Source organism: Immundisolibacter sp. (assembly GCF_041625615.1).
Classification (GTDB): domain Bacteria; phylum Pseudomonadota; class Gammaproteobacteria; order Immundisolibacterales; family Immundisolibacteraceae; genus Immundisolibacter.
Genome location: NZ_JBFJTF010000012.1, coordinates 1 through 26,670, shown reverse-complemented (window position 1 = coordinate 26,670; position 26,670 = coordinate 1). Strand labels below are relative to the sequence as shown.

At 71.6% G+C, this 26,670-nt stretch carries 24 protein-coding genes; 10 read left to right on the top strand and 14 right to left on the bottom strand.

What is annotated here, in order from left to right; translation table 11 throughout:
- The 3 genes from ABYX71_RS01940 to ABYX71_RS01930 form a co-directional block, all read right to left on the bottom strand.
- The coding region (locus ABYX71_RS01940) for a glycosyltransferase (protein WP_372694382.1) at positions 1 to 1,095 on the bottom strand (1,095 nt) is incomplete at its 3' end.
- On the bottom strand, positions 1,092 to 2,225 hold the full coding sequence (locus tag ABYX71_RS01935; RefSeq protein ID WP_372694380.1) for a glycosyltransferase: 1,134 nt from the start codon (positions 2,223 to 2,225) through the stop codon (positions 1,092 to 1,094). The genes ABYX71_RS01940 and ABYX71_RS01935, both read right to left, overlap by 4 nt.
- The gene (locus ABYX71_RS01930) at positions 2,222 to 3,337 is read right to left on the bottom strand and encodes a glycosyltransferase (protein WP_372694378.1); all 1,116 of its coding nucleotides are present in this window, start codon (positions 3,335 to 3,337) and stop codon (positions 2,222 to 2,224) included. Before ABYX71_RS01930 ends, ABYX71_RS01935 begins: the two co-directional genes overlap by 4 nt.
- A 112-nt stretch (positions 3,338 to 3,449) precedes the next feature.
- On the opposite strand from ABYX71_RS01930, the gene ABYX71_RS01925 reads away from it, so the two are divergent.
- Genes ABYX71_RS01925 through ABYX71_RS01905 form a run of 5 tightly spaced genes read left to right on the top strand, consistent with a single transcriptional unit; the run spans position 3,450 to position 8,673 of the window.
- Positions 3,450 to 4,718, top strand: coding sequence for an O-antigen ligase family protein (locus ABYX71_RS01925; protein ID WP_372694376.1), 1,269 nt, complete (start codon positions 3,450 to 3,452; stop codon positions 4,716 to 4,718).
- The gene (locus tag ABYX71_RS01920; protein ID WP_372694374.1) at positions 4,706 to 5,725 is read left to right on the top strand and encodes a glycosyltransferase family 9 protein; all 1,020 of its coding nucleotides are present in this window, start codon (positions 4,706 to 4,708) and stop codon (positions 5,723 to 5,725) included. Before ABYX71_RS01925 ends, ABYX71_RS01920 begins: the two co-directional genes overlap by 13 nt.
- Positions 5,722 to 6,834, top strand: a complete 1,113-nt coding sequence (locus ABYX71_RS01915; protein ID WP_372694372.1) for a glycosyltransferase — start codon at positions 5,722 to 5,724, stop codon at positions 6,832 to 6,834. Before ABYX71_RS01920 ends, ABYX71_RS01915 begins: the two co-directional genes overlap by 4 nt.
- Positions 6,835 to 6,841: 7 nt before the next feature.
- Positions 6,842 to 7,900, top strand: a complete 1,059-nt coding sequence (locus ABYX71_RS01910; protein ID WP_372694370.1) for a glycosyltransferase — start codon at positions 6,842 to 6,844, stop codon at positions 7,898 to 7,900.
- A 2-nt stretch (positions 7,901 to 7,902) separates the two neighbouring features.
- A complete protein-coding gene (locus ABYX71_RS01905; RefSeq protein WP_372694384.1) occupies positions 7,903 to 8,673 on the top strand; it encodes a polysaccharide deacetylase family protein in 771 nt (256 codons plus the stop codon).
- Here ABYX71_RS01905 and ABYX71_RS01900 read toward each other — a convergent pair.
- The 10 genes from ABYX71_RS01900 to gstA form a co-directional block, all read right to left on the bottom strand.
- Positions 8,643 to 8,954 carry a hypothetical protein gene (locus ABYX71_RS01900; RefSeq protein WP_372694368.1) on the bottom strand — a complete coding sequence of 104 codons (312 nt, stop codon included), beginning with the start codon at positions 8,952 to 8,954 and terminating at the stop codon, positions 8,643 to 8,645. The two genes, ABYX71_RS01905 and ABYX71_RS01900, sit on opposite strands and share 31 nt — an antisense overlap.
- 98 nt (positions 8,955 to 9,052) lie before the next feature.
- Complete coding sequence (locus ABYX71_RS01895; protein ID WP_372694366.1) at positions 9,053 to 9,724, bottom strand: LuxR C-terminal-related transcriptional regulator; 672 nt, start codon at positions 9,722 to 9,724, stop codon at positions 9,053 to 9,055.
- Positions 9,725 to 9,843: 119 nt separating this feature from the next.
- The gene (locus ABYX71_RS01890) at positions 9,844 to 10,599 is read right to left on the bottom strand and encodes an S-methyl-5'-thioinosine phosphorylase (protein ID WP_372694364.1); all 756 of its coding nucleotides are present in this window, start codon (positions 10,597 to 10,599) and stop codon (positions 9,844 to 9,846) included.
- Positions 10,596 to 11,153 (bottom strand): hypoxanthine-guanine phosphoribosyltransferase, encoded by a 558-nt coding sequence (locus ABYX71_RS01885; protein WP_372694362.1) that lies wholly within the window; start codon positions 11,151 to 11,153, stop codon positions 10,596 to 10,598. The genes ABYX71_RS01890 and ABYX71_RS01885 overlap by 4 nt, the downstream gene beginning before the upstream one ends.
- Positions 11,150 to 12,067, bottom strand: coding sequence for a UTP--glucose-1-phosphate uridylyltransferase GalU (gene galU / locus ABYX71_RS01880; RefSeq protein ID WP_372694360.1), 918 nt, complete (start codon positions 12,065 to 12,067; stop codon positions 11,150 to 11,152). The genes ABYX71_RS01885 and galU overlap by 4 nt, the downstream gene beginning before the upstream one ends.
- Before the next feature lie 57 nt (positions 12,068 to 12,124).
- A complete protein-coding gene (gene speE, locus ABYX71_RS01875) occupies positions 12,125 to 12,964 on the bottom strand; it encodes a polyamine aminopropyltransferase (RefSeq protein WP_372694358.1) in 840 nt (279 codons plus the stop codon).
- 3 nt (positions 12,965 to 12,967) lie between these two features.
- On the bottom strand, positions 12,968 to 13,450 hold the full coding sequence (locus tag ABYX71_RS01870; protein WP_372694356.1) for a pyruvoyl-dependent arginine decarboxylase: 483 nt from the start codon (positions 13,448 to 13,450) through the stop codon (positions 12,968 to 12,970).
- Between the two features lie 73 nt (positions 13,451 to 13,523).
- Positions 13,524 to 14,138, bottom strand: coding sequence for an SPOR domain-containing protein (locus ABYX71_RS01865; protein ID WP_372694354.1), 615 nt, complete (start codon positions 14,136 to 14,138; stop codon positions 13,524 to 13,526).
- Positions 14,138 to 15,895 carry an arginine--tRNA ligase gene (argS, locus tag ABYX71_RS01860; RefSeq protein WP_372694352.1) on the bottom strand — a complete coding sequence of 586 codons (1,758 nt, stop codon included), beginning with the start codon at positions 15,893 to 15,895 and terminating at the stop codon, positions 14,138 to 14,140. Before argS ends, ABYX71_RS01865 begins: the two co-directional genes overlap by 1 nt.
- Positions 15,896 to 16,081: 186 nt before the next feature.
- Positions 16,082 to 16,693, bottom strand: a complete 612-nt coding sequence (gene gstA / locus ABYX71_RS01855) for a glutathione transferase GstA (protein WP_372694350.1) — start codon at positions 16,691 to 16,693, stop codon at positions 16,082 to 16,084.
- Positions 16,694 to 16,888: 195 nt separating this feature from the next.
- On the opposite strand from gstA, the gene ABYX71_RS01850 reads away from it, so the two are divergent.
- From ABYX71_RS01850 to ABYX71_RS01830, 5 genes are all read left to right on the top strand, one after another.
- Entirely contained in the window at positions 16,889 to 17,746 is an 858-nt protein-coding gene (locus ABYX71_RS01850) for an NAD(P)H-binding protein (protein ID WP_372694348.1), read from the top strand.
- A 91-nt stretch (positions 17,747 to 17,837) separates the two neighbouring features.
- A complete protein-coding gene (locus ABYX71_RS01845) occupies positions 17,838 to 19,319 on the top strand; it encodes a leucyl aminopeptidase (RefSeq protein WP_372694346.1) in 1,482 nt (493 codons plus the stop codon).
- Positions 19,319 to 19,747: a DNA polymerase III subunit chi gene (locus ABYX71_RS01840; RefSeq protein WP_372694344.1), complete on the top strand. Its 429-nt coding sequence runs from the start codon at positions 19,319 to 19,321 to the stop codon at positions 19,745 to 19,747. The genes ABYX71_RS01845 and ABYX71_RS01840 overlap by 1 nt, the downstream gene beginning before the upstream one ends.
- Complete coding sequence (locus ABYX71_RS01835; RefSeq protein ID WP_372694342.1) at positions 19,744 to 20,256, top strand: hypothetical protein; 513 nt, start codon at positions 19,744 to 19,746, stop codon at positions 20,254 to 20,256. The genes ABYX71_RS01840 and ABYX71_RS01835 overlap by 4 nt, the downstream gene beginning before the upstream one ends.
- A gap of 28 nt (positions 20,257 to 20,284) precedes the next feature.
- Positions 20,285 to 23,104, top strand: a complete 2,820-nt coding sequence (locus ABYX71_RS01830) for a valine--tRNA ligase (protein ID WP_372694340.1) — start codon at positions 20,285 to 20,287, stop codon at positions 23,102 to 23,104.
- 183 nt (positions 23,105 to 23,287) lie between these two features.
- Here the strand turns inward: ABYX71_RS01830 and mfd are convergent.
- Positions 23,288 to 26,670 (bottom strand): transcription-repair coupling factor (mfd, locus tag ABYX71_RS01825; RefSeq protein WP_372694338.1); only part of this gene is annotated, 3,383 nt, incomplete at its 5' end.

Below are 26,670 nucleotides of genomic sequence, written 5' to 3'. Positions count from 1 at the left end.
TGCCGGCAGGCCCAGCGCGGCCAGGTAGCCCGCCGCGCTGATGTCCTGCCGGTAGTCGCGCACGGCCTGGCGCAGCTGCTCGGCCGGCAACGGTGCCCGCAGCGTGGCGAGCATGGCCTCGGCCAGGGCGGTGGCATCGCCCACCGGCACCAGCGGGCCGTAGCGGCCGTGTGCCAGCAGTTCACGCGGGCCGGACAGGCAGTCCGTGGCCACGCACGGCACGCCGAGCGCCAACGCCTCGCCGAGCGCGTTGGGTGAGCCTTCCCAGCGCGAACTGAGCACGAACATCCGTGCCCGCGCCAGCCAGGCATAGGGGTTGGCGGCAAAGCCCGGCAGCAGCACGCGCGCGCCGATGCCAAGGTCCCGCGCCAGCCGGGCGCAGGCGTCGCGCCCGGTGCCTTCGCCCAGCAACACCAGCCGCGCCGGGGTGTGACTGCACAGGCGGGCAAAGGCGCGCAGCAGGGTGGGGAAGTCCTTCTGGCGGGTGAAGCGCCCCATGCCGATGACCACCGGCTCGCCGTCCTGCAGCCACGGGTGCGGGCACGGCGCGGCGGCCTGCTCGGCCAGGCGCGGGGTGACCAGCGGGTTGCGGATGACGTGTACCTGCTGCGGCGCCAGGCCGAAGCGGGGCACCAGGTCGTCCGCCATGGCCTGCGAGACGGCAATCACCGCCCCGGCGCGGCGGTACAGCACGCCGCGCAGGCGGTCACCGGTGGAACGGCGACTGCCGCGCACGCCGCCCAGGTGCGTGCCAAGGCGCACGGCCAGCGGCAGCGGCCGCCCGGCCAGCGCCCGCGCGAGCACGGCGGCGCGGTTGGCGCGGTCCTTGGCGGCAATCAGCCCCACCGGTGGCTGGCGGCGCAGGTAGCGCACCAGCGCCGGAATGACGGCCCAGGCGTGACCGCCGGGCAGGGGCAGGTGCCGCACGCCGGGCGGCAGCGATCGCAGGTGCGGGCTGTCGCGGCGGATGGTGAGCAGGTCGACGCCGTAACCGGCACTGCTCAGGCCATCGGCCAGGTTCAGCAGCATGCGTTCGACCCCGCCGGCGCCGGAAAAGGACGCCAGCAGTGCCACCCGTGGCGGGGCCGTGCTCATGCCAGTGCCGCCGGGCGCGGCAGGCCAAGCGCGTCCAGGTAGGCCCCGGCGGCGCGGGGGATGGCGTAGGGCGCCGCCGCGTCGCGCAGCGCCTGTGCGGGGGGCGGCGCATCCAGGGTGGCGGCCATGGCGGCCGCCAGGGCGCCGACATCGCCCACCGGCACCAGCGGGCCGATGCGTCCGTCCCGCAGCAGCTCGCGCGGGCCGCTGGGGCAGTCGGTGCTGACGGTCGGGATGCCGCAGGCCAGCGCCTCGATGAGCGCCACCGGCATGCCCTCGCAGCGCGAGGACAGCACGAACAGCGCGGCCCGCGACAGGTGCGGGTAGGGATTGGCGACAAAGCCGGGCAGCTGCAGGTCGGGGGCGATGCCCAGCCGCGCCGCCAGGGCGGTCAGCGGTGCCCGCTGGCGGCCCTCGCCGAGGATCACCAGCCGGCACGGGCGCGCGGCGCGCACGCGCGCGAAGGCGTGCAGCAGGGTGGCAAAGTCCTTGCGCGCGCACAGCTCGCCGATGGCGAGCACCGTGGGTACGCCGTCGTCCGGCCAGTGGACCTCCCTTGCAGGCTGCGCGGCGCGCGCCGCCAGCGTGGCACCGAGCACCGGGCTTGGCACCACCTGCACGCGCCCGCGCGGCAGGCCGGCAAAGGCGCACAGGTCGTCCGCGGCGCCTGCCGACGGCGTGAGGATGGCGCTTGCACGCGGATACAGGCGCCGCATGGACCAGCGCTGCAGGGCGCGCTCGGCGCGTCCGCGTCCGGCCAGGTTGACGGAAACGGTGGTGCCCAGGCGCACGGCCACCCGCGTGTGGCCACCGGCCAGCGTGGCGGCCAACAGTGCCAGCCGGTTGACGCGGTCCTTGTCGGTCAGCAGCAGCGGCGGGCGCACCCGGCGCAGGTAACCCAGCAGCGCCGGCAGGGCGGTGTTGACGTGGCGGGCCGGCAGCGGCACGCGGCGCAGGCCGGGCGGCGGGTCGGCCAGGTGCGGCCCGTGGCCGTGGATGCCGAGCAGGTCCACGGCGAGGCCCGCCTCGGCCCAGGCGGTGAGCAGGTTGCTCATGACCCGATCGACGCCGCTGTGGCCGGAGGTGGCCAGCAGCACGGCGATGTCCGGGCGCGGGGCGGGGTCGCTCACGGGCAAAGACGCAGGGCCTCGATGTAGGCGCGCGCTGCCGTCTCGGCCCGGTATGGCGCCATGGCGGCGCGCAGTGTGGCGGCCGGCGGCGGGGCGTCCAGGGTGGCGGTCATGGCATCGGCCAGGGCGGCGGCATCGCCCACCGGCACCAGCCGGCCCCAGCGGCCGTGGTCGAGGATTTCGCGCGGGCCGTGCGGGCAGTCGGTGCTGACCGCCGGGATGCCGCAGGCCAGCGCCTCGATGAGCACGTTGGGGCCGCCCTCGAAGCGCGAGGACACCACGAACAGCGCCGACCGCGCCATCCAGGCCGCCGGCTGGGTGACGAAGCCGGGCAGGACCAGGTCGTCGGCAATGCCAAGGTGCTGTGCCAGCGCCGTCAGTTCGCCGCGCAGCGGCCCCTCGCCGAGGATGGCCAGCCGCGCGTTCCGGTGCCGGCGCAGGCGGGCAAAGGCATGCAGCAGGGTGGCGAAGTCCTTGGCCCCCACCAGCCGTCCGGCCGCCAGCAGCAGCGGGCGCGTGCGATCGGCGTGGCCGGGCAGTGGCGCGCGCATCTGTTGGTCGATGTCGGGCGCCACGCTGGGATTGCGCAGGATGGCCAGGCGCTGTGCCGGCACGCCGGTGACGGCGCGCAGGTCGGCCGCCACGCCGTGCGAGATGGCGATGACGTGATCGGCCTGGCGGTAGGTGCGGATCAGGCGCGCGCGGTGCCAGGCGCGGTTTGGCCAGTGCCGGCGCGCCAGCGAGGCCGACGGCGGGCTGCCGACCCGGAACGCCAGGCGCACCGGCCGGCCCGCGCGCCGCCGGGCGGCGATGGCCTGCCGGTTGCCCCACTCGCGGTTGCCCAGCAGCACGGTCGGGCGCTCGCGCCGCAGGTAGCCGGCCAGCCGGTCGGTGGCGTCCGCGCCGCGGTGGGCGCCCAGCGCCACCACGCGGACCGTGTCGCTCAGGAGCGCGAGATCGGCGCTGTCCGGGTGACTAACCAGCACGTCCACGGCGACGCCGTGCGCGGCAACGCCGTTGGCCAGGTTGCACATGATGCGGCCGATGCCGTTGTCGCCGCGGTGAAAGCCGTACAGCGCCAGGCGCGCCGGAGGAGGGGGCGTGGTGGTCATCCGGCGCACTGTGCCGTGGCGACCGTGACGGTTTGATTGCAGCCGCTGGTGTCACCGAACCGTCATCGTGCGGTCGCGGCGCTGTCGCAGTGGGGCGTCATGCTGCCGCGGCATGGAACGGTCTGCCTGTTTTTGCGCGTTGCTGTTTGCCGCCAGCCTGTTCGTGCTGCCGGCGCTGGCCAATGTCGCCCTGGTGTCGGCCGGCCTGTTGATGCTGTCACGCCCGCGCGCGGCCTGGGAGCGGCTGCGCGGTCACCCGCTGTGGCTGCCGCTGGGTCTGGCGCTGGCCTATCTGGCCGCTCACCTGCTTTGGCAGGCGATTGCGGTGGGTCAGGTGCCGCCGCCGGCGCGCGAGGAAGCACTGGATCTGCTCAAGTACCTGCTGCTGGTTCCGGTGGCCTGGGTGGTGGCCGGCCACCCGCCGCGGGCGCGCTGGATGCTGGCACTGGCCGGCGCCGGGCTGGTGGTGCAACTGCTGCTGCAGGCGCCCTGGGGCGAGCTGGCACAGCTGCATGCGTCCGGTCGCCGCGTCGATTTTGGTTTCACCTCGGTGGCGGCCGGCCTGTACTGCGCCGCGGGCTTGCTGGGGGTGCTGGTGCTGGTGCCGGCCGGCACGTGGGCGCCCGGTCGCCGGCGGGGTGTCGTGCTGGTCGCAGCGGCAGTGGCGGTGGCGGTACTGACCGCCGCGCTGCTGCTCAGCCGCAGCCGCGGCGCCTGGCTGGCACTGCTGCTGGCACTGCCGCTGTGCCTGTCCGGCGGGTGGCTGATGCGCCGCAGCCTGCGGCCGGTGCAGGCGGTGCTCGGCCTGTGCATGGTGGCGGTGCTGCTGGCAGGCGGCGAGTCGGTGGCCAGGCGTGTGGTTGACGACGCGCCGGCCTATCGGGCCCTGATCGAGACCGTGCAGGCCGACGACGAGGCGGCGACCGAGCGGGCCTGGGGCGAGGTGCCCTACAACTCGGTCGGTCTTCGGCTGCATCTGTGGCGCCTGGCGCTCGACAGTTGGCGCCAGCGGCCGCTGTTGGGGCATGGCCTCGGCGTGCACGACGAGCTGATCGCCGGGTCGCCGGACCCGGGGCTGCGCCATCTGGTGCACCTGCACAACATCTACCTCGATCTTGCCGCGCGCCTGGGCGTGGTGGGCCTGCTGCTGGCCGTGGCGCTGCCGGGCAGTCTCGCGCTGGGCCTGCGGCGGGCGGCACGCGACGGCCTGCAGGCGCCGGATCTGCTGCGTTTTCTGTTCGGGGTGCTGGTCCTGACGGCGGTCTGGGGCCTGTTCGATTCACGCATTTTCAAGCTGGACTTTCGGCTCTACGCGGTGCTGCTGGGTGGCATTGCGCTGGGGTTGGCGGTGCCGCGGCGAAGGCGCGCATGCGCATCCTGATGGTGCGCCTGTCGGCCCTGGGCGACGTGGTGATGGCCGGCGGCCTGCCGGCGGCGCTGCGCGCCCGCCATCCGGACGCCCATATCACCTGGCTGGTGCAGGAAGGGTTCGAGACGCTGCCGGTCGCCGACCCGGCGCTCGACGAGGTGCTGGTGTGGCCGCGCCGGCAGTGGCGGGCACTGTGGCAGGGCCGCCGCTATGGCGCCTGGCTGCGGGCGGTGCGCGGTTTCGTGCGCGAGCTGCGGGCGCGACGGTTCGATCTGGCCATCGACGCCCAGGGGCTGCTCAAGAGCGCGTCCTGGGTGCGCCTGTGCGGCGCGCGCGAGCGGTGGGGCGTGGACCCGGGCGAGGGCAGCCGGTGGCTGTTGACGCGCGTGCTGCGCACCCCGCACGACAAGACCTTTGCGGCCGAATACGGCTACCTGGCCGAGGCGCTGGGCCTGCCGGCGCCGCAACCGGCGCTGCCGCTGCCCGGTGGCAGCGCGGCCGCTGCCCGGGCACTGCTCGATGCCCACGCGGTCAGCGGCGGGTATGCGGTGCTGGCGCCGTTCACCACCCGGCCGCAGAAGCACTGGCCGGAGCACTCGTGGGCGACGCTGGCGCGGCGGCTCCAGGCCGAGCGGGGCCTGATGCCGCTGCTGCTGGGTGCCGCCGGCGACCGGCCGGCGGCGCGGCGCATCGCCGGCGTGTCCGGCGCCGTGGACCTGACCGGCCACACCGACATCGGCACTGCGGCGGCGCTGGTCGCCACCGCCCGCCAGGTGGTGGGCGTGGACACCGGACTCACCCACATGGGCGTCGCCGCCGGCGTGCCGACGGTCGCCCTGTTCGGTTCCACCTGCCCGTACCGCACCGCGCCGGGACGGCCGCTGACGGTGCTGACGCTGGACCTGCCCTGTTCGCCCTGCAAGCGCCGCCCGGTGTGCGGCGGCGCGTATCCCTGCCTGAGCGGCATCGGTGTCGATGACGTGATGGCGGCCATGCCCAACACGGTGATGAGCGCATGAAGATCCTGCACCTTGAAACCGGCCGCCATCTGTACGGTGGCGCTTTGCAGGTGCGGTACCTGATGCAGGGCCTGGCCCGGCTGGGGTACCAGAACGTGCTGGTGTGCGACCGGCGAAGCCCGCTGGCGCAGACCGGGTCCGACGTGGCCCGGGTCTATCCGATGCAGGCGCGTGGCGATCTGGACCTGACGCTGATTGCGCGCGTGCTGCGCGTGATGCACCGCGAGCGCGTGGACCTGCTGCACCTGCACAGCCGGCGCGGGGCGGATGTGCTGGGCGGCCTGGCCGGTCGCCTCGGGCGGCGACCGGTGCTGCTGACGCGGCGTGTCGACAATCCGGAGCCGGCCCGGGTGGCGCCGCTCAAGTACGCGCTGTTCGATCATGTGGTGGCCATCTCGCGCGGCATCGTCGGCGTGCTGGAGTCCGCCGGCGTGGCGCCCGAGCAGATCAGCTGCGTGCCCAGCGCGGTGGATACCGACCTGTACCGCCCGCAGCGCGACCGCGCCTGGCTGGCCGACGCCGTGGGCATCGCGCCGCGGCAGCCGGTGATCGGCATGGTGGCGCAACTGATTCCGCGCAAGGGGCACCGGCACCTGCTGGCGGCCTTGCCGGCGGTGTTTGCCCGCCACCCGGACGCGCAGGTGGTGTTGCTCGGCCGTGGCCCGCTGCATGACGTGCTCCAGGCCGATATCGACGCCCGGGGCTGGCAGGGGCGGGTGCGCCTGCTGGGCTTCCGGGACGACCTGCCGCGCCTGTTGCCGTGTCTGGACCTGCTGGTGCATCCGGCCGAGCGCGAGGGGCTCGGCGTGTCCCTGCTGCAGGCGGCGGCCTGTGGCGTGCCGATCGTCGCCAGCGCGGCCGGCGGCATGCCGGAGGCGGTGCGCGACAACGGCCTGCTGGTGCCGCCCGCCGACGTGCCGGCGCTGGCAGGGGCCATGACCGGCCTGCTGGGCGACCCGGTGCGGCGGGCGCAGATGGGTCTGGCCGGCCGGCGGTTGATGGAGCAGGCGTTCAGCGTGCCGGCCATGGTGGCCGGCAACGTGGCGGTGTATCACCGCCTGCTCGCCCAGCCGGCACCGCTGCCGCGTCTCGCGGTCGAGACCGACTGACACGCCGGTGCGCACGGTTCAGGTCATCGCCAGCCGCACCCTGGGCGGCGCCGAGGGGTTCTTCGGCCGTCTGTGCCGGGGACTGGGCGAGCGTGGCTGCGAGGTGCACGCGGTGCTGCGCGAGGGCAGCGCCCTGGCCGGTGCGTTGTCCGGCGCGGTGGCGCACAGCAGCCTGCCGCTGCGCACGGTGTGGGATCCGCTGTCGCGCCGCGAACTGCGACGCGAAATCAAACGGCGTGCCCCGGACCTGGTACAGACCTGGATGAGCCGCGCCACCCGCCTGACCCGCGCGCCACGCGGTGTGGTGCATGTGGCGCGACTGGGCGGGTACTACACGCCCTCGCGCTTTGAACACGCCGACGCGCTGGTGGTGAACAGCCGCGGTCTGGCGGATTTCCTGGTCGGCGCCGGCCTGCCGGCGCACCGGGTGCACCTGATCGGCAACTTCGTCGAGGCGGCGCCGGTGGACGCGGCGCGCTGCGCCCGTGCGCGGGCGGCCCTGAAGGTGCCGGCCGATGCCTGGCTGCTGCTGGCGGTGGGCCGCTGCGTGCCGGTCAAGGGCTGGGATGTGCTGCTGCAGGCGCTGGCCCGCGTCCCGGCGCAGGTCGACGGTAGGCCGGTGGCGCTGGTGCTGCTCGGGGACGGACCGCAGCGCGAGACGTTGCAGGCGCTGGCACGCCAGTTGGGGCTTGCCGCGCGCGTCCACTTTGCCGGCTGGCAGACGGACCCGGCGCCGTTCTACGCGCTGGCCGATCTGGTGGTGTTTCCGTCCCGCGCACCGGAGGCGCTCGGCAACGTCATTCTGGAAACCTGGGCCCACGGCCGCCCGCTGCTGACCACGGCCAGCCACGGCGCGCGTGAGCTGACCCGGCCGGGCAGCGACGCCTGGCAGGTGCCGTGCGAGGATGCGGCCGCCCTGGCGCACGGCATGGTCAGCCTGCTGGGTGATGCCGGCGCGCGCGCGGCGCTGGCCGCCGGCGGGCGTGCGCGCCTGGCCGGCGAGTTCGGCCGCGACGCCGTGCTGGGTGCCTATGTGGAGCTGTACCGGCGGCTGCTGGGGGCGTGAGCATGGCGCCAGCCCGGGTATCGATCCTGATGTATCACCAGATCGGCGCGTTTGCGCCGATGAGGGCGCATCGGTCGACCTACTGCCATCACCGGCGCTTCGCCGCGCAGATGGCCTGGCTGCATCACCTGCGTTACCCGGTACTGCGCCTGGAGCAGGCCATCGCCGGTCTGCGCGGGCAGGCGCCGCTGCCGCCACGGGCCGTGGTGCTGACCTTCGACGACGGGTACGAGAACTTCTACCAGTACGCGTTGCCGGTGCTGGCGCGGTACGGGTTCCCGGCCATGGTGTACGCGCTGGCCGACCGGCTCGGCCAGCCGGCCGGCTGGTTCGCGGCCGATGGCCGCGCCACGCCGCCGTTGATGAGCGCCGCCCGCCTGCGCGAGCTGCGCCGCGCCGGCATCGACGTCGGCAGTCATGGCCTGACGCACCAGCGTCTGGCGCAGGTCGACCGCGCGCTGGCGCGGCGTGAGATCACGCTGAGCAAGAGCCGGCTGGAGCAGGCACTGGGCGAGCCGGTGCGGCATTTCTGCTACCCGTACGGCAGCTATGACGATGCGGTGGTGGCGATGGCGGCGCAGGCCGGCTACGACAGCGCGACCACCTGCGATCGGGCCGGGGCGGTGGCGGGCGAGGATCCGCTGCGCCTGCCACGCAAGGCGATTTCGTTCGGCGACAGCCTGGCCGGCTATGCCTGGAAGCTGCACGTGAAGCAGCGGCGCAAGGCAGCGCCGCCGGTGCTTCAGGCCACCGAGCGACGTTCGACGGCGTAGGTCCAGTTCAGCACGCGGCGCACGTCCTCCAACTGGAGGCGTCCGTCGTCCACGGCGCTGTCCGTTTCGAACACGTCGGCGTCGAGCACCAGCAGCGTGCCGGGCGCCACGGCCAGTTCGGCGCCGCTGTAAAGCCGGATGAGGACGGAACCGTCCAGCGCCGCCACCAGCGTGTCGTCGGCGTACACCGGCGCGTCAGCGCCCAGTTGGCGTGCCAATCCGTTCTCGTCGACGGCGGTTACCCGGCCATCCACTTGACTGACCGTTCCCACTGCTTGCATTGGCGCTCATCCATGAAGGCGTTGGCTGTGCTGGCAGCCGACTATGCCGCCGCGGCGACAGTGGCGGCTACTGGACAATGGTGCCGGTCGGCCGGCACTCAGGCGGTGTCGCGGCCGACGAAGGCGCCGTTGTCCCGGTGCAGGCGGCCGGTGATGAGCAGGGCGAGTTGCAGCCGGTCGTGAACATCGAGCTTGGAGAAAACAGCCCCCAGATGCGCCTTGACGGTGCGCTCGGTGATGCCCAGGCGGGCGGCGATGGCCTTGTTGGCGTGGCCACTGCCGACCAGGCGGGCGATTTCGCGCTCGCGGGCGGTGAGCAGCTCCAGGTCTGCCGTGTTTTCCGCCGCCATCGGCGCGGCCGTGGTGGCGCCGACCAGGGACACCAGGCGGTCGACCAGGCGCCGACCGACCCAGACCTCGCCGCGCTGCACGCTGCTGACCGCCTTTGCCAGCAGCCGGGGATCGATGTGCACGTTGCAGTAGCCACGGGCTCCGGCCCGAAGCACGGCGACGCCTTCGTCATCGCTTGGCTGGCGGCTCATGGCGATGATGTGGGTGCCGGGGCTGAAGGTGCGCAGGTCGGCGATGCCCGCCGCGCCGGCGATGTCGCTCAGCGCCAGGTCGAGCAGCAGCACCGCGGGCTGGCGCCCGGCCAGCGCACCTTCCACCGACGCCATGTCGGTGACCCGCCGCACCAGCGTGCCGCGGCCGCCGATGGCGATGGCCCAGCGGTCCATCACGGTTGCGTCGTCGCTTGCCAGCAGAATCATCCGTCCTTCCTGTGTCTGGGCGCCGGCCGGCGGTGGCAGGCGCTTCACGGTTCTCAACGCCTGTAACGGCGCCCTGGACGGAAACTTGAGGCCGATCGACGCAGACGGCCGGGCAGGACTCAGGCGGCGGTGACCAGCGCGGCGTGCAGCCGCGGCAATGCCGCCAGCAACACCGTCTGCGCCGCGCCGATGGCGGTGGTGAGGTGTTGCTCGATTTCGGCCAGCAGGCCGATGGCGCCGCGCCCGGCGGCGCGGTTGGCGACCACCGCCAGGCAGGCGTAGGGCAGGTCGAGTTCGCGTGCCAGCGCCGCCTCGGGCATGCCGGTCATGCCGATGATGTGGCAGCCGTCGCGTTCCAGGCGGTCGACCTCGGCGCGGGTTTCCAGCCGCGGTCCCTGCGTGGCGGCGTAGGTGGCGCCGTCGATCAGCGGCACACCGCTGGCCTTGGCCGCGTCACGCAGTGCCGCGCGGACGGCCGCGTGGTAGGGCTCGGTGAACTCGATGTGCTCCACCCGCCCGTCGGCGCCGTCGAAATAGGTGGCCTCGCGGCCGTGCGTGTAGTCGACCACCTGGTCCGGCAGCACCAGCGCACCCGGTGGCATGCCGTCCGGGATGGCGCCGACCGTGGCCACCGCGACGACGGCGCGGGCGCCGGCCGCCTTGAGCGCCCACAGGTTGGCGCGGTAGTTGATGCGGTGTGGCGGCAGGCTGTGATCGGCCCCGTGGCGGGGCAGAAAGCACACCGGCACGCCGTCGATGGCCCCGCACAGCAGCGGTGCCGCGGGGGCGCCGTAGGGGGTGTCGACCGGTTCGGGCGTCAGGTGCCCGAGCTGTGGCCAGCGGTCCAGGCCGGAGCCGCCGAGGATGGCAATCACGCCGCCTCCGCGACGGCATAGATGCCGGGCACGTTGCGCAGGTAGCCCTTGTAGTCCATGCCCCAGCCGAACAGGTAGCGGTCCGGCGCGGTGAGGCCGACGAAATCGGCCTCGATGTCGGCCTCGCGCCGGCACTGCTTGTCCACCAGCACCAGCGTGTGCACGCCGGCGGCGCCCTCGCGTCGGCAGAAGTCCACCAGGGCCGCCAGCGTGATGCCCCGGTCGAGCACGTCGTCGACGATCAGCACCTGCCGGCCGGCCAGGGTGGCGCTGGGTGTGACCTTCCATGCCAGCTCGCCGCCGCGCAGCGCGCCGGCATAGCGCGTGGCATGGACGTAGTCGAACTCCAGCGGAAAGTCGAGCAACGGCAGCAGATGGCCGGACAGCACCACGCCGCCGGTCATCGGACACAGCAGCAGCGGGTTGCCGCCGGCCAGGGTGGCGGTTACCTCGCCGGCCAGGCGGCGCACCGCGGCGTCGACCGCCGCCGCGTCGTACAGGCAGTCGGCCGCACGGTAGACCGCCCAGGCTTCGGCGGCCAGCGCATCACTCACCGGCGCAGCTCGAACGCCTCGGCGGCACGCGCCTGCAGGAAGTCCTTGAACTCGGCGCCGAGTTCCGGGTGACGCAGGCCGTATTCGATGGTGGCTTCCAGGTAGCCCAGCTTGCTGCCGCAGTCGTAGCGGTGGCCGGAGATGCTGTAGGCGAACAGCCGCTCGTACTTGATCAGTTCGGCCAGGGCGTCGGTGAGCTGAATCTCGCCGCCGGCACCGCGCTGGGTGGCGCGAATGAGGTCGAACACGCGGGGCGTGAGCACGTAGCGGCCGACCACGCCGAGGTTCGACGGGGCGTCCTCGGGCGCCGGCTTCTCGACCATGTCGTCGACTTCGTACAGGCCGTCGCCCACGGCGCGCGGCTTGACGATGCCGTAACGGCGCGAGTACTCGATGGGAATTTCCTCGACCCCGATGATGCTCGCGCCGCGCTCGTGGTAGACGTCGATCATGTCCTTGAGGCAGGTCGCCGTGTGCTGGCTGGGGTCGCGGGCGGCGATCAGGTCGTCGGCGAGCAGCACCGCGAACGGGGCGTCGCCAACCACCGAGGCGGCGCACAGCACGGCATGGCCCAGGCCCAGCGGCGCTGCCTGGCGGATGTAGATGCAGGTGACATTGTCTGGAACGATGTTGCGCACCATCTCCAGCATTTCGTTCTTGCCGCTTTTCTCGAGCGTCGTTTCAAGCTCGTAGGCGGTGTCGAAATGATCCGGGATGGCGCGCTTGTTGCGCCCGTTGATGAACACCAGCTCGGTGATGCCGGCCGCCACCGCTTCTTCCACCGCGTATTGAATCAACGGTTTGTCAACGACGGGCAGCATTTCCTTTGGATTGGCCTTGGTCGCCGGCAGGAACCGGGTGCCCAGACCGGCAACCGGGAAGACTGCCTTGGTGACTCGCTTGATTGCCGTCATCGGGTGAAAACTCCTTCTGTGGCTGTCGAGAGCGGGGGATCGCCCACCTGGGGCGCCTTACTCGGCCAGGAAACGGGCCGGTGTCAGCGCGCCGCGGTGGCGGGCGGCATGGTAGTAGCGGGTGGCGAACGGCGGCTGGGCGGTGTCCTCGCCGCGAAACGCGGAGGCCGAGCCATCGCGCGCGCCGAGCGTCACGCTCCACCAGCCGGACGGGTAGGTGCACTGCGGGAAGTCCACCGTGGCCACGTCGTTGAAGCCGGCCGCCTTAAGGTCCCGCTGCATGGCGCGGATCAGGTCGGCATGGAACAGCGGCGACTCGCTTTGCGCCGCCAGCACGCCGCCGGAGGCCAGGGCGCGGTGGCAGTTGCGGTAGAAGTCCACGCTGAACAGGCCCTGGGCCGGGCCGACCGGGTCGGTGGAGTCGATCAGGATGACGTCGTAGCTGCCGGGCTCGGCGTCCGCCACCCAGGCGATACCGTCCTGGAAATACAGCCGCGCGCGCGGATCGAAGGTGGCGGCGTGCAGGCTCGGGAAGTGTTCGGCCGCGGCGTCGGTCACCGCCTGGTCGAGTTCCACCATGTCCACCTGCTCGACGCTGTCGTGCTTGATGACCTCACGCAGCGTGCCGCAGTCGCCACCGCCGATGATCAGCACGCGCCTGGGGGCCGCGTGCGTGAACAGCGCCGGGTGGGCCAGCATCTCGTGGTACACGAACTCGTCGCGCTCGGTCACCATGACCAGGCCGTCGAGGGTCATGAGCTTGCCGAAGCGCGTGGTGTCGAACACCTCCACGCGCTGGTAGGGCGACTGGAAGTCGTGAATCTTTTCTTTTACTTCCAGGGAGATGGCGCTGCCTTCTCCAGCCCATTGTTCCGTATACCAGGTGTCGTCCAGCATGGCTCAGTTCCCGTGGTGCCACAGCGCGACGGCGGCGAACACGCAGCCGATCTTCTCGACCTGCATGTCGACGGCCAGCGACTTGATCTCGCGGATTTCCCAGCCGCGCATCTTCATGCCTTCCTCGGCCATGCGCCGCACCACCCGCTCGGCGTCCTCGCGGTGGCCGTGCGAGTGGTACTCCATGATCAGGCCCGGCTTGCTGGGGTCGTGCGTCCAGGCGGCGGCCACGGCGGCGCAGATCATCGAGCCCGGAATGTCGGACTCCATGGCGGCGTAGGCGATCGGCACCAGGGCGCCCGGCGGCAGCTGCATTTCCGCAACCGGCACCTCGCGCGTGCCCGGCGGCACGATGGACGACATCTTGACCAGGTTGGTGTTGCCCACGCCGGCATCCAGCAGCGCCCCGTCGAAGGCGTTCAGCGGCGTGAAACCCTCGCTGCGGCCGGACACGAAGGCGTGCAGGGTGGGGGTCTGGGTGATCATGGCGGCGAAAATCTCCGAAAAGGTTGAGCAGTCAGAAAGTTACAGCCTGACACATCGATGTGGCAGCGTCGGGTCACTGGTCGCGCAATTCAAGCAGCATGGTGTTGATGTCGGCGCCGCGCAGCTGGCGCTGGGCCGCGTCTGCCTCGGTGCGTGACGCGAACGGACCGACCCGGATGCGGTGCCAGGTCTCGCCGTTGATGTTGACGGTCTGGATGTGCGCCACCATGCCCTGCAGGGCAAGGCTGGCGCGCAGGCGCTCCGCGTCGGTGGCATTGCGCGAGGAACCGGCCTGCAGGATGTAGCGCCCACCGTCGTCCGGTGCGGCCGGCGCCGGGGCGGCGGTGGGCGGTGGCGTGGCCGGCGCGCTGGGCGCGGCCGGCGGCGTTTGCAGGGCCGGCGGCACGGCGGCCTGGCGCTGGTCCTCGGCGGTATCCGGCACCGGCACTTCGAGTTCCGGGAGGATGGTGTAGAACTCGAACTTCGGTTTCGGGCCGGCGGGGGTCTGCGCCTGCTTGGCGGGGGTCTTGGACGCACGCTTGGCGGTGTCGGTGTGGGTGCCCGGACTGAGGATCAGAAAATACACCGCCGCCGCGGCAATGGCGCCACTGGCCAGCCCGGTGGTGAATCCGCGCAGCCAGACCGCGCCGTTGCCGTTGCGCCGGGCACCACGTCGTTTTGTGGCCATTACATCTGCTCCGGGGCCGACACGCCGAGAATCCGCAGGCCGTTGCGCAGGACCTGGCGCACGGCCAGTACCAGCGTCAGGCGGCCGTTGCGCAGCGCCGCGTCGTCGACCAGGAACGGGTGGCTGTTGTAGTAGGCGTGGAACTGGCCGGCCAGCTCACGCAGGTAGTAGGCGATCTGGTGCGGCTCGCAGGATGCCGCGGCGCTTTCGACCAACTCCGGGTAGCGCGCCAGGGTGGCGGCCAGGTCCAGTTCCGGGTGTTCGGCCAGCACCGCCAGGGCGTCCGTTGCGGGCTGTTCGTATTTCAGGCCGCGCTCGGCCAGCTGGCGCAGCACGGCGCCGATGCGGGCATGCGCGTACTGCACGTAATAGACCGGGTTGTCGTTGCTGTTCGAGCGGGCCAGTTCGAGGTCGAAATCCAGGTGCTGGTCGCCCTTGCGCAGCACGTAGAAGAAGCGCGCCGCGTCGCTGCCCACCTCGTCCCGCAGTTCGCGCAGGGTGACGAACTCGCCGCTGCGGGTGGACATCGACACCTTTTCCAGGCCGCGATACAGCACCGCGAACTGCACCAGCAGCACGCTGAGCGCCTGATCGTCGCCGTGCAGCGCGCGCAGGGCGGCGCGGATGCGGTCGACGTAGCCGTGATGGTCGGCGCCCCAGATGTTGATCAGGCGGTCGTAACCGCGGGCCAGCTTGTCCAGGTGGTAGGCGACGTCGCTGGCGAAATAGGTCGGTTCGCCGTTGTCGCGGATCACCACCCGGTCCTGGCGGTCGCCGAAGGCGGTGGCGCGAAACCACCAGGCGCCGTCCTTCTGGTAGAGGTGGTCGCCGGCCCGCAGTGCCTGGACGGCGCGGTCCAGCGCGCCGCTGTCGACCAGCGTGCTTTCGCGATACCAGCGGTCGAAGCCGACGCCAAAGGCGGTCAGGTCGTCATCGATGTCCGACAGGATGGTGTCGCAGCCCTGGCGGTGCAGGCGGCCGTAGTCGACCGTGCCGAGCAGTTCCTTGGCGCGCAGGATCAGGGCATCCAGGTAGCGGTCGGTGTCGCCGCCATCGGGGCCGTCGGCCGGCAGGCCGTCCAGAACCGTTGCGGCCGGCCGGCGGAAGGTGTCCGCCACCTGCTGCTCGAAGGCGGTGGCGATGGCGCGCACGTAGTCGCCGCGGTAACCACCGGCCGGGAAGGGGATGTCCTCGCCCTGGAACTGCAGGTAGCGCAGCCACACGCTGACGGCCAGGATGTCCATCTGCCGGCCGGCATCGTTCACGTAGTACTCGCGCTCGACCTCGAAGCCGGCGGTGGTCAGCAGGGTGGCCAGGCTGGAGCCGTAGGCGGCGCCGCGGCCATGTCCGACGTGCAGGGGACCGGTCGGGTTGGCGGACACGAACTCCAGGTGCACGCGCTGGCCCGCGCCAATGCGGCTGGCGCCATAGGCATCGCCGGCCGCCAGCACGTCCAGCAGCACACCCAGCTGCGCAGTCGGCTTCAGGAAGAAGTTGATGAAGCCGGGGCCGGCGATTTCCACCCGCTCGACGGCGTCCGTGTCCGGCAGGGCCGCGACGATGCGCTCGGCCAGCGCCCGCGGTGCGCTGCGGGCGGCCTTGGCCAGTGTCAGGGCCACATTGCTGGCGAAGTCACCGTGTGCCTTGTCGCGCGTGTGCTCGACCTGGATGGGCGCAGACGGCGTTTCGGGCAGGACGCCTTCCTGGTGCAGTCGGGCAACGGCATCGGCAATGAGGGACTGGAGCAGTGAACGCAAAGCGGAGTCCTGCGTTTTTCTTGGGGGGCACGGAAAAGGGGCGCCATTCTAACAGGCCGCCGGGGCTCGGCCGGCTCCCGAAAGGGCCTGTGCGGGTGGGCGCCGGGCACAAAAAAACCGGCCCCGCACGCGGGCGCGGGACCGGTTTCGAACCACGCGCGCCGGACAGGTCCGGCGCCGTGTACGTCAGCCGCCGAGACCTTCTGCCTTCATGGTCTCCTGCACCGCGGGACGGCCCATCAGGCGACCGGCGTAGGCGCCGATGTTCGGCCAGGCCGACAGGTCCAGCTTGGCGTACTGGCACCAGCCCAGCACGGTGCCGAAGTAGCAGTCGGCCACGGTGAAGGCGTCGCCGAGCAGGTACTGCTTGCCGGCCAGTTGCTGGTCGATGTACCCCATGCGCTTGCCGATGGCCTCGATGGCGCCCTTCTTGGCATCATCGGTGGCCGCCGGGTTGAACAGCGGGCCAAAGTTCTTGTGCAGCTCGGTGGAGATGAAGTTCAGCATCTCCATCAGGCGGTAGCGCGGCATGCTGCCGGCGGCCGGCGCCAGGCCGCTGTCCGGCTTCTGGTCGGCGATGTACTGCAGCACCACGCCCACCTCGGTCAGCAGCTCACCGTTGTCGAGTTGCAGCGCCGGCACGTAGCCTTTGGGGTTGATGGTGCGGAAATCGGCACCGGATTCGGTCTTGTGGCCGCCCATCAGGTCCACTTTTTCCATGTCGAAGTTGAGGCCGGCCTCGCGCAGGGCGATGTGTGCGGCCATCGAGCAGGCACCGGGGAAGTAATAAAGCTTCATGAAAGGCTCCTCATCAGGTGGTTGGACTGGATCGGCGCCGCCGCAGGCTGGCGGCGGTCGGTCGGTCCGGACGCGCGAGGGCGTGCCGGAGACTGGACCGGGGCAGGCGCGGCCGGGGCCGTGCCTGCTGCCGGCAAGCGTAACCCAGCCGCGTGCCGGCCGGTGTGACGGCGCCCGTCATGGCGGTGTCGGGGCGTGAGCGACAGCGGGGCGGTGCTGATCGCCGGCTGCGGCGATCTTGGCCAAAGGGTGGGGCGCCTGCTGCTGGCCCAGGGAGCGCGGGTGTTCGGCCTGCGCCGCCGGGCGCGGGCGTTGCCCGCGGGGATCGAACCGCTGAGCTGTGACCTTGCCGCCGCCGTGCCCGAGCTGCCACCGGTCACGCGGGTGGTGTTCTGCGCAGCGCCGGACAGCGGTGATGCGCAGGCCTATCGCGCGGTGTACGAGACCGCCTTCGCGCACCTGCTGCAGGCGCTGCAGGGCCAGCCGCAGCCGCCACGGCGGGTGCTGCTGGTGACCAGCACGCGCTGTTACGGGCAGAACGACGGCAGCTGGGTGGACGAGACGTCGCCGGTCAGTGCCGGCGACGCGCAGACGGCCAGCCTGCTGGCGGCCGAGGCGCTGCTGCACGGCAGCGGCCTGCCCGGGGTGGTGCTGCGGCCCGGTGGCCTGTACGGCGCCGGCGAAGGACCGCTGCTGCGCAGCCTGCGTGAGGGGCGGGCGGTGTGCCCGGCCGGCGCGCCGCGCTGGACCAACCGCATGCACCGTGACGACGCGGCGCGTGCCATCGTGCATCTGCTGCATTTGCCCGACCCGCAGCCGCTGTACCTGGGTGTGGACTGCGCGCCGGCCGATCAGGGCACCGTGCTGCGCGAGCTGGCCGCGCTGTACGGTCTGCCGCCACCACCGACGCGGTCCGTGCCGCCGCAACGGGTCAACCGCCGCTGCTGCAATGCCCGCCTGCTGGCCACGGGTTTCCGATTGCTGTACCCGAGCTTCCTGGACGGTTACCGGGCACTGGCGGCGGCAACCGGTGCGGTGACGGGTCAGCGCTAGGGCGCTGCTAGAATCGTCAGCCGGTGCGGTTCGGCAATGCCGGCCGCTGTTTTCTTGCTCTTCCGCCCGCGTCTACCCGGAGCCTTGCACGATGCAGTTCGACCTGACCCGCCAAGCCGCTCACGAACAGTCCGCCGGGTGCGTCGCGGTGGGCGTGTTCGCCTCCCAGGCGCTGTCGCCGTCGGCCAAGCTGATCGACAAGGCCAGCGGCGGCGCCATCAGCGCCGCGGTCAAGGCCGGTGACATGACCGGCGCGCTGGGCGACACGCTGTTGCTGCGCGGTTTGCGCGGCGTGAAGGCCGAGCGCGTGCTGCTGGTCGGCTGTGGCAAGGCGGGCGACATCGACGCCGCCGCCTACCAGCGCATCGTCGGCGCCGCGGCGACGGCCGTGGGCAGGCTTCACGGCACCGTGGCCGGCCTTTACCTGACCGAGCTGACCGTTGCCGGCCACGACGAGCCGTTGCGCGTGCGCACGGCGGTGACCGCAGCCGACCATGCGCTGTATCGCTTCACCGACTACAAGGAGAAGCCGTCAAAGCGGCACCTGAAGTCAGTGCTGATCGCCGGCGGCGCGCGGCAGACCAAGAAGCTGCAGGCGGCGCTGGCGCAGGGCGTGGCCCTGGCGCAGGGTGTGGCACTGGCGCGCGATCTGGGCAACCAGCCGGCCAACGTGTGCACGCCGACATACCTCGCCGAGCAGGCCCAGGCCCTGGCCAAGGCGCACAAGCTCGAACTCGAGGTGCTCGAAGAGGCGCAGATGCGCGAGCTGGGCATGGGCGCCCTGCTGGCGGTGGCGCGCGGCAGCCGCCAGCCGCCGAAGCTGATCGTCCTCAAGTACCGCGGCGGCAAGCCCAAGGCGGCGCCGGTGGTGCTGGTCGGCAAGGGCGTGACCTTCGACTCGGGCGGCATCTCCATCAAGCCCAGCGCGGCCATGGATGAGATGAAGTTCGACATGTGCGGTGCCGCCTCGGTGCTGGGTACGGTCAAGGCGGCGGCCCTGGCGCAGCTGCCGGTGAACCTGATCGGCGTGGTGCCGGCCGCCGAGAACCTGCCCGACGGCAATGCCGTCAAGCCCGGCGACATCGTCAAGACCATGGCCGGCAAGACGGTGGAGATTCTCAACACCGACGCCGAGGGCCGCCTGCTGCTGTGTGATGCCCTGACCTACTGCGCGCGCTTCAAGCCGGACGCGGTGATCGACATCGCCACCCTGACCGGCGCCTGTGTGGTGGCGCTGGGCGCGCACGCCCACGGCCTGCTGGGCAACGACCAGAAGCTGATGGACGCGCTGCTGACGGCCGGTGGCACGGTGCACGACCGGGCCTGGCAGCTGCCGCTGTGGCGCGAGTACCGGGAACAGCTCAAGAGCCCGTTCGCCGACCTGCCGAACGTGGCCGGGCGCGAGGCGGGCACCATCACCGCCGCGGCCTTCCTGTCCGCCTTCACGGACGGCCTGCGCTGGGCGCACCTGGACATCGCCGGCACCGCCTGGAAGTCCGGCAAGGACAAGTCGGCCACCGGCCGGCCGGTGGGGCTGCTGGCGCAGTACCTGATCGACCGCGCCGGCGGCTGATGGCGGAAATCGATTTCTACGTGCTCGACGGCGACCCGCCGCCGGAGCCGCAGCAGTTCGTCTGCCGTCTGCTCGACACCGTCTATCGGCGCGGCGCCGAAGTGCACGTGCACGTGGCCGACGAGGCGGCGGCGCACCGCCTGGACGAGCAGCTGTGGACGTTCGCGCCGGGCGCCTTCGTGCCGCATCGGGTGGCCGGCGTTGGCGGCCGCGCGCCGGTATGGATCGACTGGCGGGCACCGCAGCGGCCCGGTGAGGTGTTGCTGACCCTGACCGACGAGGTGCCGCACTTTTTCAGCGGCTTTCGGCGTGTGCTGGAGCTGGTGCCGGGCGACCCGGCCGGACGCACGGCGGCGCGGGCACGCTATCGGTTCTATCGCGAGCGCGGCTACCCGCTGCGCCAACATCGGTTGGGAGGTGGCGCATGAGCGAGATGACCCCGGAACCCGTGTCCGACGACGACATTCCGACCCTGACCGACATCGTGGTGCCAGGCCGGCTGCCGGTTCCGCCGGCGGCCGACGATCCGGCGCCGACCGAGTCGGCCGCGCCGGATTTTGTCTTCGACATCGACTTCGACCGCATGGAGCGCACGGCGGTGGCCGCTGAAGCCGCGCCGGATGACGATGCCGACCTGCCACTGCCGTGGGCGCAGGCCGCCGACGAGGCGTCCGGTGAGCCGCCCGCGCCGGTCGAACCGGTGGAAATCATCGCCACGCCGCCGCTGCAACCGCCGGCCGCTGAAGCCGCCCCGGCGCCGGCCGGTGCCGGCCTGGACCCACAGCAGATGCAGGTGTTGCGCGAGCGGCTGCTGGCACGCATGGAACAGCACCTGCGCGACGAACTGGCACACACCGAAGCGCGCCTGCGCGAGCAGCTGAGCGCGGAGCTCGACCGTACCCTGGCCGACCTGGCCGGTCCTTCATCCACCCCTTGAGACCGCGCCGTCGACCGGCGCCAACCGCATGGACAAGAACTACGACCCACAGGCGCTCGAACAGCGCTGGTATCAGCACTGGGAGCAGCACGGCTATTTCGCGCCGAGCGGCCAGGGCGAGCCCTACTGCATCGTCATTCCGCCGCCGAACGTCACCGGCAGCCTGCACATGGGCCATGCCTTCAACAACACGGTGATGGATCTGCTGATCCGCCACGCGCGCATGTGCGGCAAGGACACCCTGTGGCAGGTCGGCACCGACCACGCCGGCATCGCCACGCAGATGGTGGTCGAGCGGCGCCTGGCGGGGCAGGGCACGTCGCGCCACGACCTCGGCCGCGAGGCCTTTCTCGAGCAGGTGTGGCAGTGGAAGGGCGAGTCGGGTGACACCATCACCCGCCAGCTGCGGCGCCTGGGGTCGTCCTGCGACTGGTCGCGCGAGCGGTTCACCATGGACGACGGTCTGTCGCAGGCGGTGACCGAGGTGTTCGTGCGCCTGCACGAGCAGGGCCTGATCTACCGCGGCAAGCGGCTGGTCAACTGGGATCCGGTGCTGCAGACCGCCATCTCGGATCTGGAAGTGGTCAGCGAGGAAGAGCAGGGCCACCTGTGGCACATCCGCTACCCGCTCAGCGACGGCAGCGGTCACCTGACGGTGGCCACCACCCGGCCGGAGACGCTGCTGGGCGACAGCGCGGTGGCCGTGCACCCGGACGACGCCCGCTACCGTGACTTCATCGGCAAGACGGTGAGCCTGCCGCTGTGCGGTCGCGACATCCCGGTCATCGCCGACGCGTATGTCGACCCCGAGTTCGGCACCGGCGCGGTCAAGATCACCCCGGCACACGATTTCAACGACTTCGCCGTCGGCGAGCGTCACGGGCTGGAACGCATCAACGTGATGACGCCGGACGCGCACATCAACGACCAGGCGCCGGCGTCGTACCGTGGTCTGGAGCGCTACGTGGCGCGCACGCGCATCGTCGCCGACCTGGAGGCGGCCGGTCTGCTGGAATCGGTCAAGGAGCACCGGCTCATGGTGCCGCGCGGCGACCGCTCCGGCGCCGTGCTGGAGCCCTACCTGACCGACCAGTGGTACGTCGACCTGACGCGCGAAACGCAGCCGGACGGCCGCCCCGGCGGCATGGCCGCCATCACCCGGCCGGCGCTCGACGCCGTGCGGTCGGGTCGCATCCGTCTGCTGCCGGACAACTGGGAGAAGACCTACGCCCAGTGGCTGGAGAACATCCAGGACTGGTGCATCAGCCGGCAGATCTGGTGGGGGCACCGCATCCCGGCCTGGTACGACGGCGACGGCAACGCCTACGTCGGTCGCGACGAGGCCGAGGTGCGCCGCGTGCATCGCCTGGGCCCACAGGTGGCGCTGCATCAGGACGAGGACGTGCTCGACACCTGGTTCAGCTCGGCGCTGTGGCCGTTTTCCACCCTCGGCTGGCCGCAGCCCACACCGGAGGTGGAGCGCTATTACCCGACCAGTGTGTTGGTGACCGGCTTCGACATCATCTTCTTCTGGGTGGCGCGCATGGTCATGATGGGCCTGCCGTTCGCCGGCGAGGTGCCGTTCCGGACCGTGTACGTGCACGGCCTGGTGCGTGACCACGAAGGCCAGAAGATGAGCAAGTCCAAGGGCAATGTGCTCGACCCGCTGGACATCATCGACGGCGTGGAACTGGAGGCGCTGGTCGCCAAGCGCACCGCCGGGCTCATGCAGCCACAGATGGCCAGGAGCATCGAGCAGGCCACGCGCAAGCAGTTTCCGCAGGGCATTCCGGCCTACGGCACCGACGCGCTGCGTTTCACCTTTGCCTCCCAGGCCACACTGGGACGGGACATCAAGTTCGACCTGGCACGCTGCGAGGGCTACCGCAACTTCTGCACCAAGCTGTGGAACGCCGCCCGTTTCGTGCTCATGAACACCGACGGTCTGCCGGCGCCGGGCGAGGTCGGGCCGGTCAGCCACGGGCCGGCCGAGCGCTGGATCCGCCGGCGCCTGGCGGACACCATCGCCGCCGTCGACAGCGCCATTGCCGAGTACCGCTTCGACTACGTCGCCAGCGCCATCTACGACTTTGCCTGGGGCGACTACTGCGACTGGTACATCGAGCTGGCCAAGCCCGTGATGCAGGACCCGCAGGCCGACGCGGCGCGGGTGCTGGGCACCCGCCAGACCCTGATCGAGGTGCTCGAGGCGCTGCTGCGCCTGGCCCACCCGCTGATCCCGTTCATCACCGAGGAAATCTGGCAGCAGGTGGCGCCACGCGCCGGCCGCCAGGAGTCCGGCAGCATCATGCGTGCGCCGTGGCCGCGGCCGGGCGACTTCACGGACGACGCGCAGGCGTCCGATGCCGCCTGCGCCGAGATTGCCTGGCTGCAGGGGGTCACGCGCGCGGTGCGCAACCTGCGTTCCGAGCTGAACCTGCCGGCGGGCAAGGCGGTGGCGGTCGAGCTGGCCGGGGGCGGCGCGCACGATCGCGACCTCTCGGCAACGCACGCGGCGCTGCTCGGTCGCCTGGCGCGCATCGAGCGCCTGACCTGGGTCGACGCGGACAGCGCCCAGCCGGCCGCGGTGGCGCTGCAGGGCGAACTGGCGGTGCGGGTGCCGTTGGCCGGCCTGGTCGATCCGGCCGCCGAGGTCGAGCGCCTGGACCGGGAGATTGCCAAGCTCGACCAGTTCATCACCCGCGCCGAGGCCAAGCTGGGCAATCCGTCGTTCGTCGACAAGGCGCCCGAGCAGGTGGTGGCCACCGAACGGGCCCGGCTGGGCGAGTTTTCCGACCAGCGCGCGACGCTGGCGGCGCAGCGCGCACGCATGGCGGCGCTGGGCTGACGCCGGCGGACGGCCGCCCCGTTGCCCGGCCGGGGAAACGCTGAAGCATTCCGCGTGTCCCCGCAGCGCCGGGACGCGCTGCCACGATCAGCGGCTGTCGGCTGCTGATCGCGTGAGCCATCGGAACGCCACGCGTTGCCGATGGCGGGCGCCGGGAAGTCCGGCTGGACGTACGGCGCTTCCCTAGGCGGCGGCCCCGGACGCTTCGCCCGGCGGTCCCGCCAGCTGCTGCAACAGGGTTTCCACCGCCAGCAGGCGCTCGTCGGCGCTGGCCGTCGGCCGGCTCACGGTGAGCTTGCTGCGGCCATCGAAGCGGTAGACCTTGGGTTCGCCGCGGATCAGGCGCAGCAGGGTCTCGACATCGATATTCGGCTGCTCGCTGAAGCTCAGCGTGAAGCTGCCGTCGCCACCGCTGATGCCGGTCACGCCCAGGGCCTTGGCCTGCAGGCGCAGCCGCGCCTGGGCGAACAGCAGTCCGGCGGAGGCCGGCAGCGGTCCGAAGCGGTCCACCAGTTCTTCCTGCAGTTCCTGCACGGCGGCGAGATCGTCGGCGCCGGAGATGCGCTTGTACAGCACCAGGCGCTGATGCACGTCCGGCACGTAGTCGGTCGGCAGCAGCGCGGCGGCGCCCAGGCTGATGTCCAGTTCCTGGTGCACGGCGGCGTCGAAGTCCGGCGTGCGGCCGGCACGGATGTCGCGCACCGCCCGTTCGAGCAGTTCGTTGAACAGGGTGAAGCCGATTTCCTGGATGTGCCCGCTTTGTTCGTCGCCCAGCAGTTCGCCGGCGCCGCGGATCTCCATGTCGTGGCTGGCCAGCGTGAAGCCGATGCCCAGCTCGCCCAGCGACTCGATGGCTTCCAGGCGTTTGAGGGCGTCGCCCTTGAGGGCGTCGCGGCTGGGCACCATCAGGTAGGCATAGGCCTGGTGGTGCGAGCGGCCGACCCGCCCGCGCAGCTGGTGCAGCTGTGCCAGGCCGAGTGTGTCCGCGCGGTCGATGAGGATGGTGTTGGCGGTCGGCACGTCGATGCCGCTCTCGATGATGGTGGTGCACACCAGCAGGTTGAAGCGGCGGTGGTGGAAGTCGGCCATGATGCGTTCGAGCTCGCGCTCGGGCATCTGGCCGTGGGCGACGCGCAGCGTGGCTTCCGGCAACAGCTTGGCCAGGTCGTGGGCGGCGCGTGCGATGGTCTCGACCTTGTTGTGCAGGAAATACACCTGCCCACCGCGCTTGAACTCGCGCAGGCAGGCCTCGCGCACCAGCTCGCCGTCGTAGGGACGCACGAAGGTTCTGACCGCCATGCGCCGCGGCGGCGGGCTGGCGATGATGGACAGGTCGCGCAGGCCGGACATGGCCAGGCTCAGTGTGCGCGGGATGGGCGTGGCGGTGAGCGTGAGCACGTCGACTTCGGCCCGCAGGGCCTTGAAGGCTTCCTTCTGCTTGACGCCGAAGCGGTGTTCCTCGTCGATGATGACCAGCCCCAGGCGGTCGAACTTGACGTCCTTCTGCAGCAGGCGGTGGGTGCCGATGACGATGTCGAGCCTGCCCGCGGCCAGGTCGGCCAGGATCTGCTGTTGCTCCGCCTTGGACTCGAACCGTGTCAGGGCCGCCACGCGCAGCGGCCAGTCGGCCAGACGGTTGCGGAAAGTGTCGGCGTGCTGCTGCGCCAGCAGCGTGGTCGGTACCAGCACCGCCACCTGCCGGCCGCCGTGCGCGGCCACGAAGGCGGCCCGGACCGCGACTTCGGTCTTGCCGAAGCCGACGTCGCCGCACACCACGCGGTCCATGGGTTTCTCGGCCGCCAGGTCGCCCAGCACGTCGCCGATGGCGCGGTCCTGATCCGGGGTTTCCTCGAACGGGAAGCTGGCGGCGAAGCGGCTGTAGTCGTCCGGTAGCGGGATGGCATGCCCGGCGCGCGCGGCGCGCTTGGCATAGATGGCCAGCAACTCGGCGGCGGCGTCGCGTACCTGTTCGCGCGCCTTGCGCTGGGCGCGCTCCCACTGGCCGCTGCCGAGCTTGTGCAGCGGCGCGTGGGCGGCGTCCGCGCCGGTGTAGCGGTGCACCAGGTCGAGGCTGCCGACCGGCACGAAAATCTTGGCCCGGTCGGCGTATTCGAGCGCCAAGTACTCGCCGCCCTGGCCGCCGACGTCCAGCGTCTCCAGGCCCAGATAGCGGCCGACGCCGTGTTCGATGTGCACCACCGGGTCGCCCGGTGCCAGCTCGCTGAGGTTGCGGATGATGGCGTCGGGGTCGGTCTCGCGCCGCTCGCGGCGGCGCTGCTGCACCACGTGTTCGCCGTAGATCTGGCTTTCCGCCACCACGGCGACACCGGCACGCGGCAGCAGCAGGCCGGCGTCCACCGGTGCCACGGCCAGCGCCAGCGGTGCCGTGCCGGCGCAAAACTGCGCCCAGTCGTCGACCACGTCCACGGCCAGCTTCTGGCGGGCCAGCAGCTCGCGCAGGGTTTCGCGCCGGCCGAGGCTCTCGGCCGCGATCAGGGTGCGCCCGGTGAAGCCGGCAATGAAATCCTCGAGCGCCGCCAGCGGCCGGGCGGCGCGGCTGTCGACCGGCAGCGCCGGTGGCGTGGCCAGTGCCAGGGCGTCGGCGTCCGGCCCGTCGCGCAGCGCCACCTGGGCGAAGCCCTTGAACGCCGCGAACACGCTGCCCGGCTCCAGGTACAGCTCGCCCGGCGGCAACGGCGGGTAGTCCGGCGCCTGACTGCGCGCGGCATGGCGTTCGCGCACGGTGTTCCAGAACGCCTCGCCGGCGCTGAGGCAGCCTTCTTGCCAAGCGATGACGGTGTCCTGCGGCAGGTAGTCGAACAGCGTGGCCGTGGCCTCGAAAAACAGCGGCAGGTAGAACTCGATGCCCGCCGGCGGGCGACCGGCCTGCAACTCGCGGTACAGCGCCGAGCGCGCCGGGTTGGCCTCGAATACCTGCATGTAGCGCTGGTAGAAGCGCTCGACCGCCTGCGGATTGACCGGGAACTCGCGCCCCGGCAGCAGGTCGACGCCCGGCAGAGGGTCCTGGGAACGCTGGGTTTCCGGGTCGAAACGGCGGATCGAGTCGACCTCGTCGTCGAACAGCTCGACCCGGAACGGCGTGTCACTGCCCATCGGGAACAGGTCCAGCAGACCGCCCCGGATGGCGAACTCGCCATGTTCCATCACCTGGGTGACGGCGCTGTAGCCGGCGCGGATCAACCGCTCGCGCATGTCCGTGAGGTTCAGTCGGTCACCACGCTTCAGGCGCAGGCTGTAGGCGTCGAGGTAGGTCTGCGGCGCCACGCGCTGCATCAGCGTGGCGATCGGCACGATCACCACACCCCGGGTGAGGGCGGGCAGGCGGTGCAGGGCGGCCAGGCGGTCGGAGATCAGGTCCTGGTGTGGCGAGAAGGCGTCGTAGGGCAGGGTTTCCCAATCGGGAAACAGCAGCACCGGCAGCTCGCCGCCGGCGAAGAACGGGATCTCGCGTTGCAGGCGCTCGGCCGCCGGCGTGTCGGCCGCCACGACCAGCAGCGGGCCGGGGGCGGACAAAGCGGCTTCGGCCAGCGCCAGGGCCTGACCGG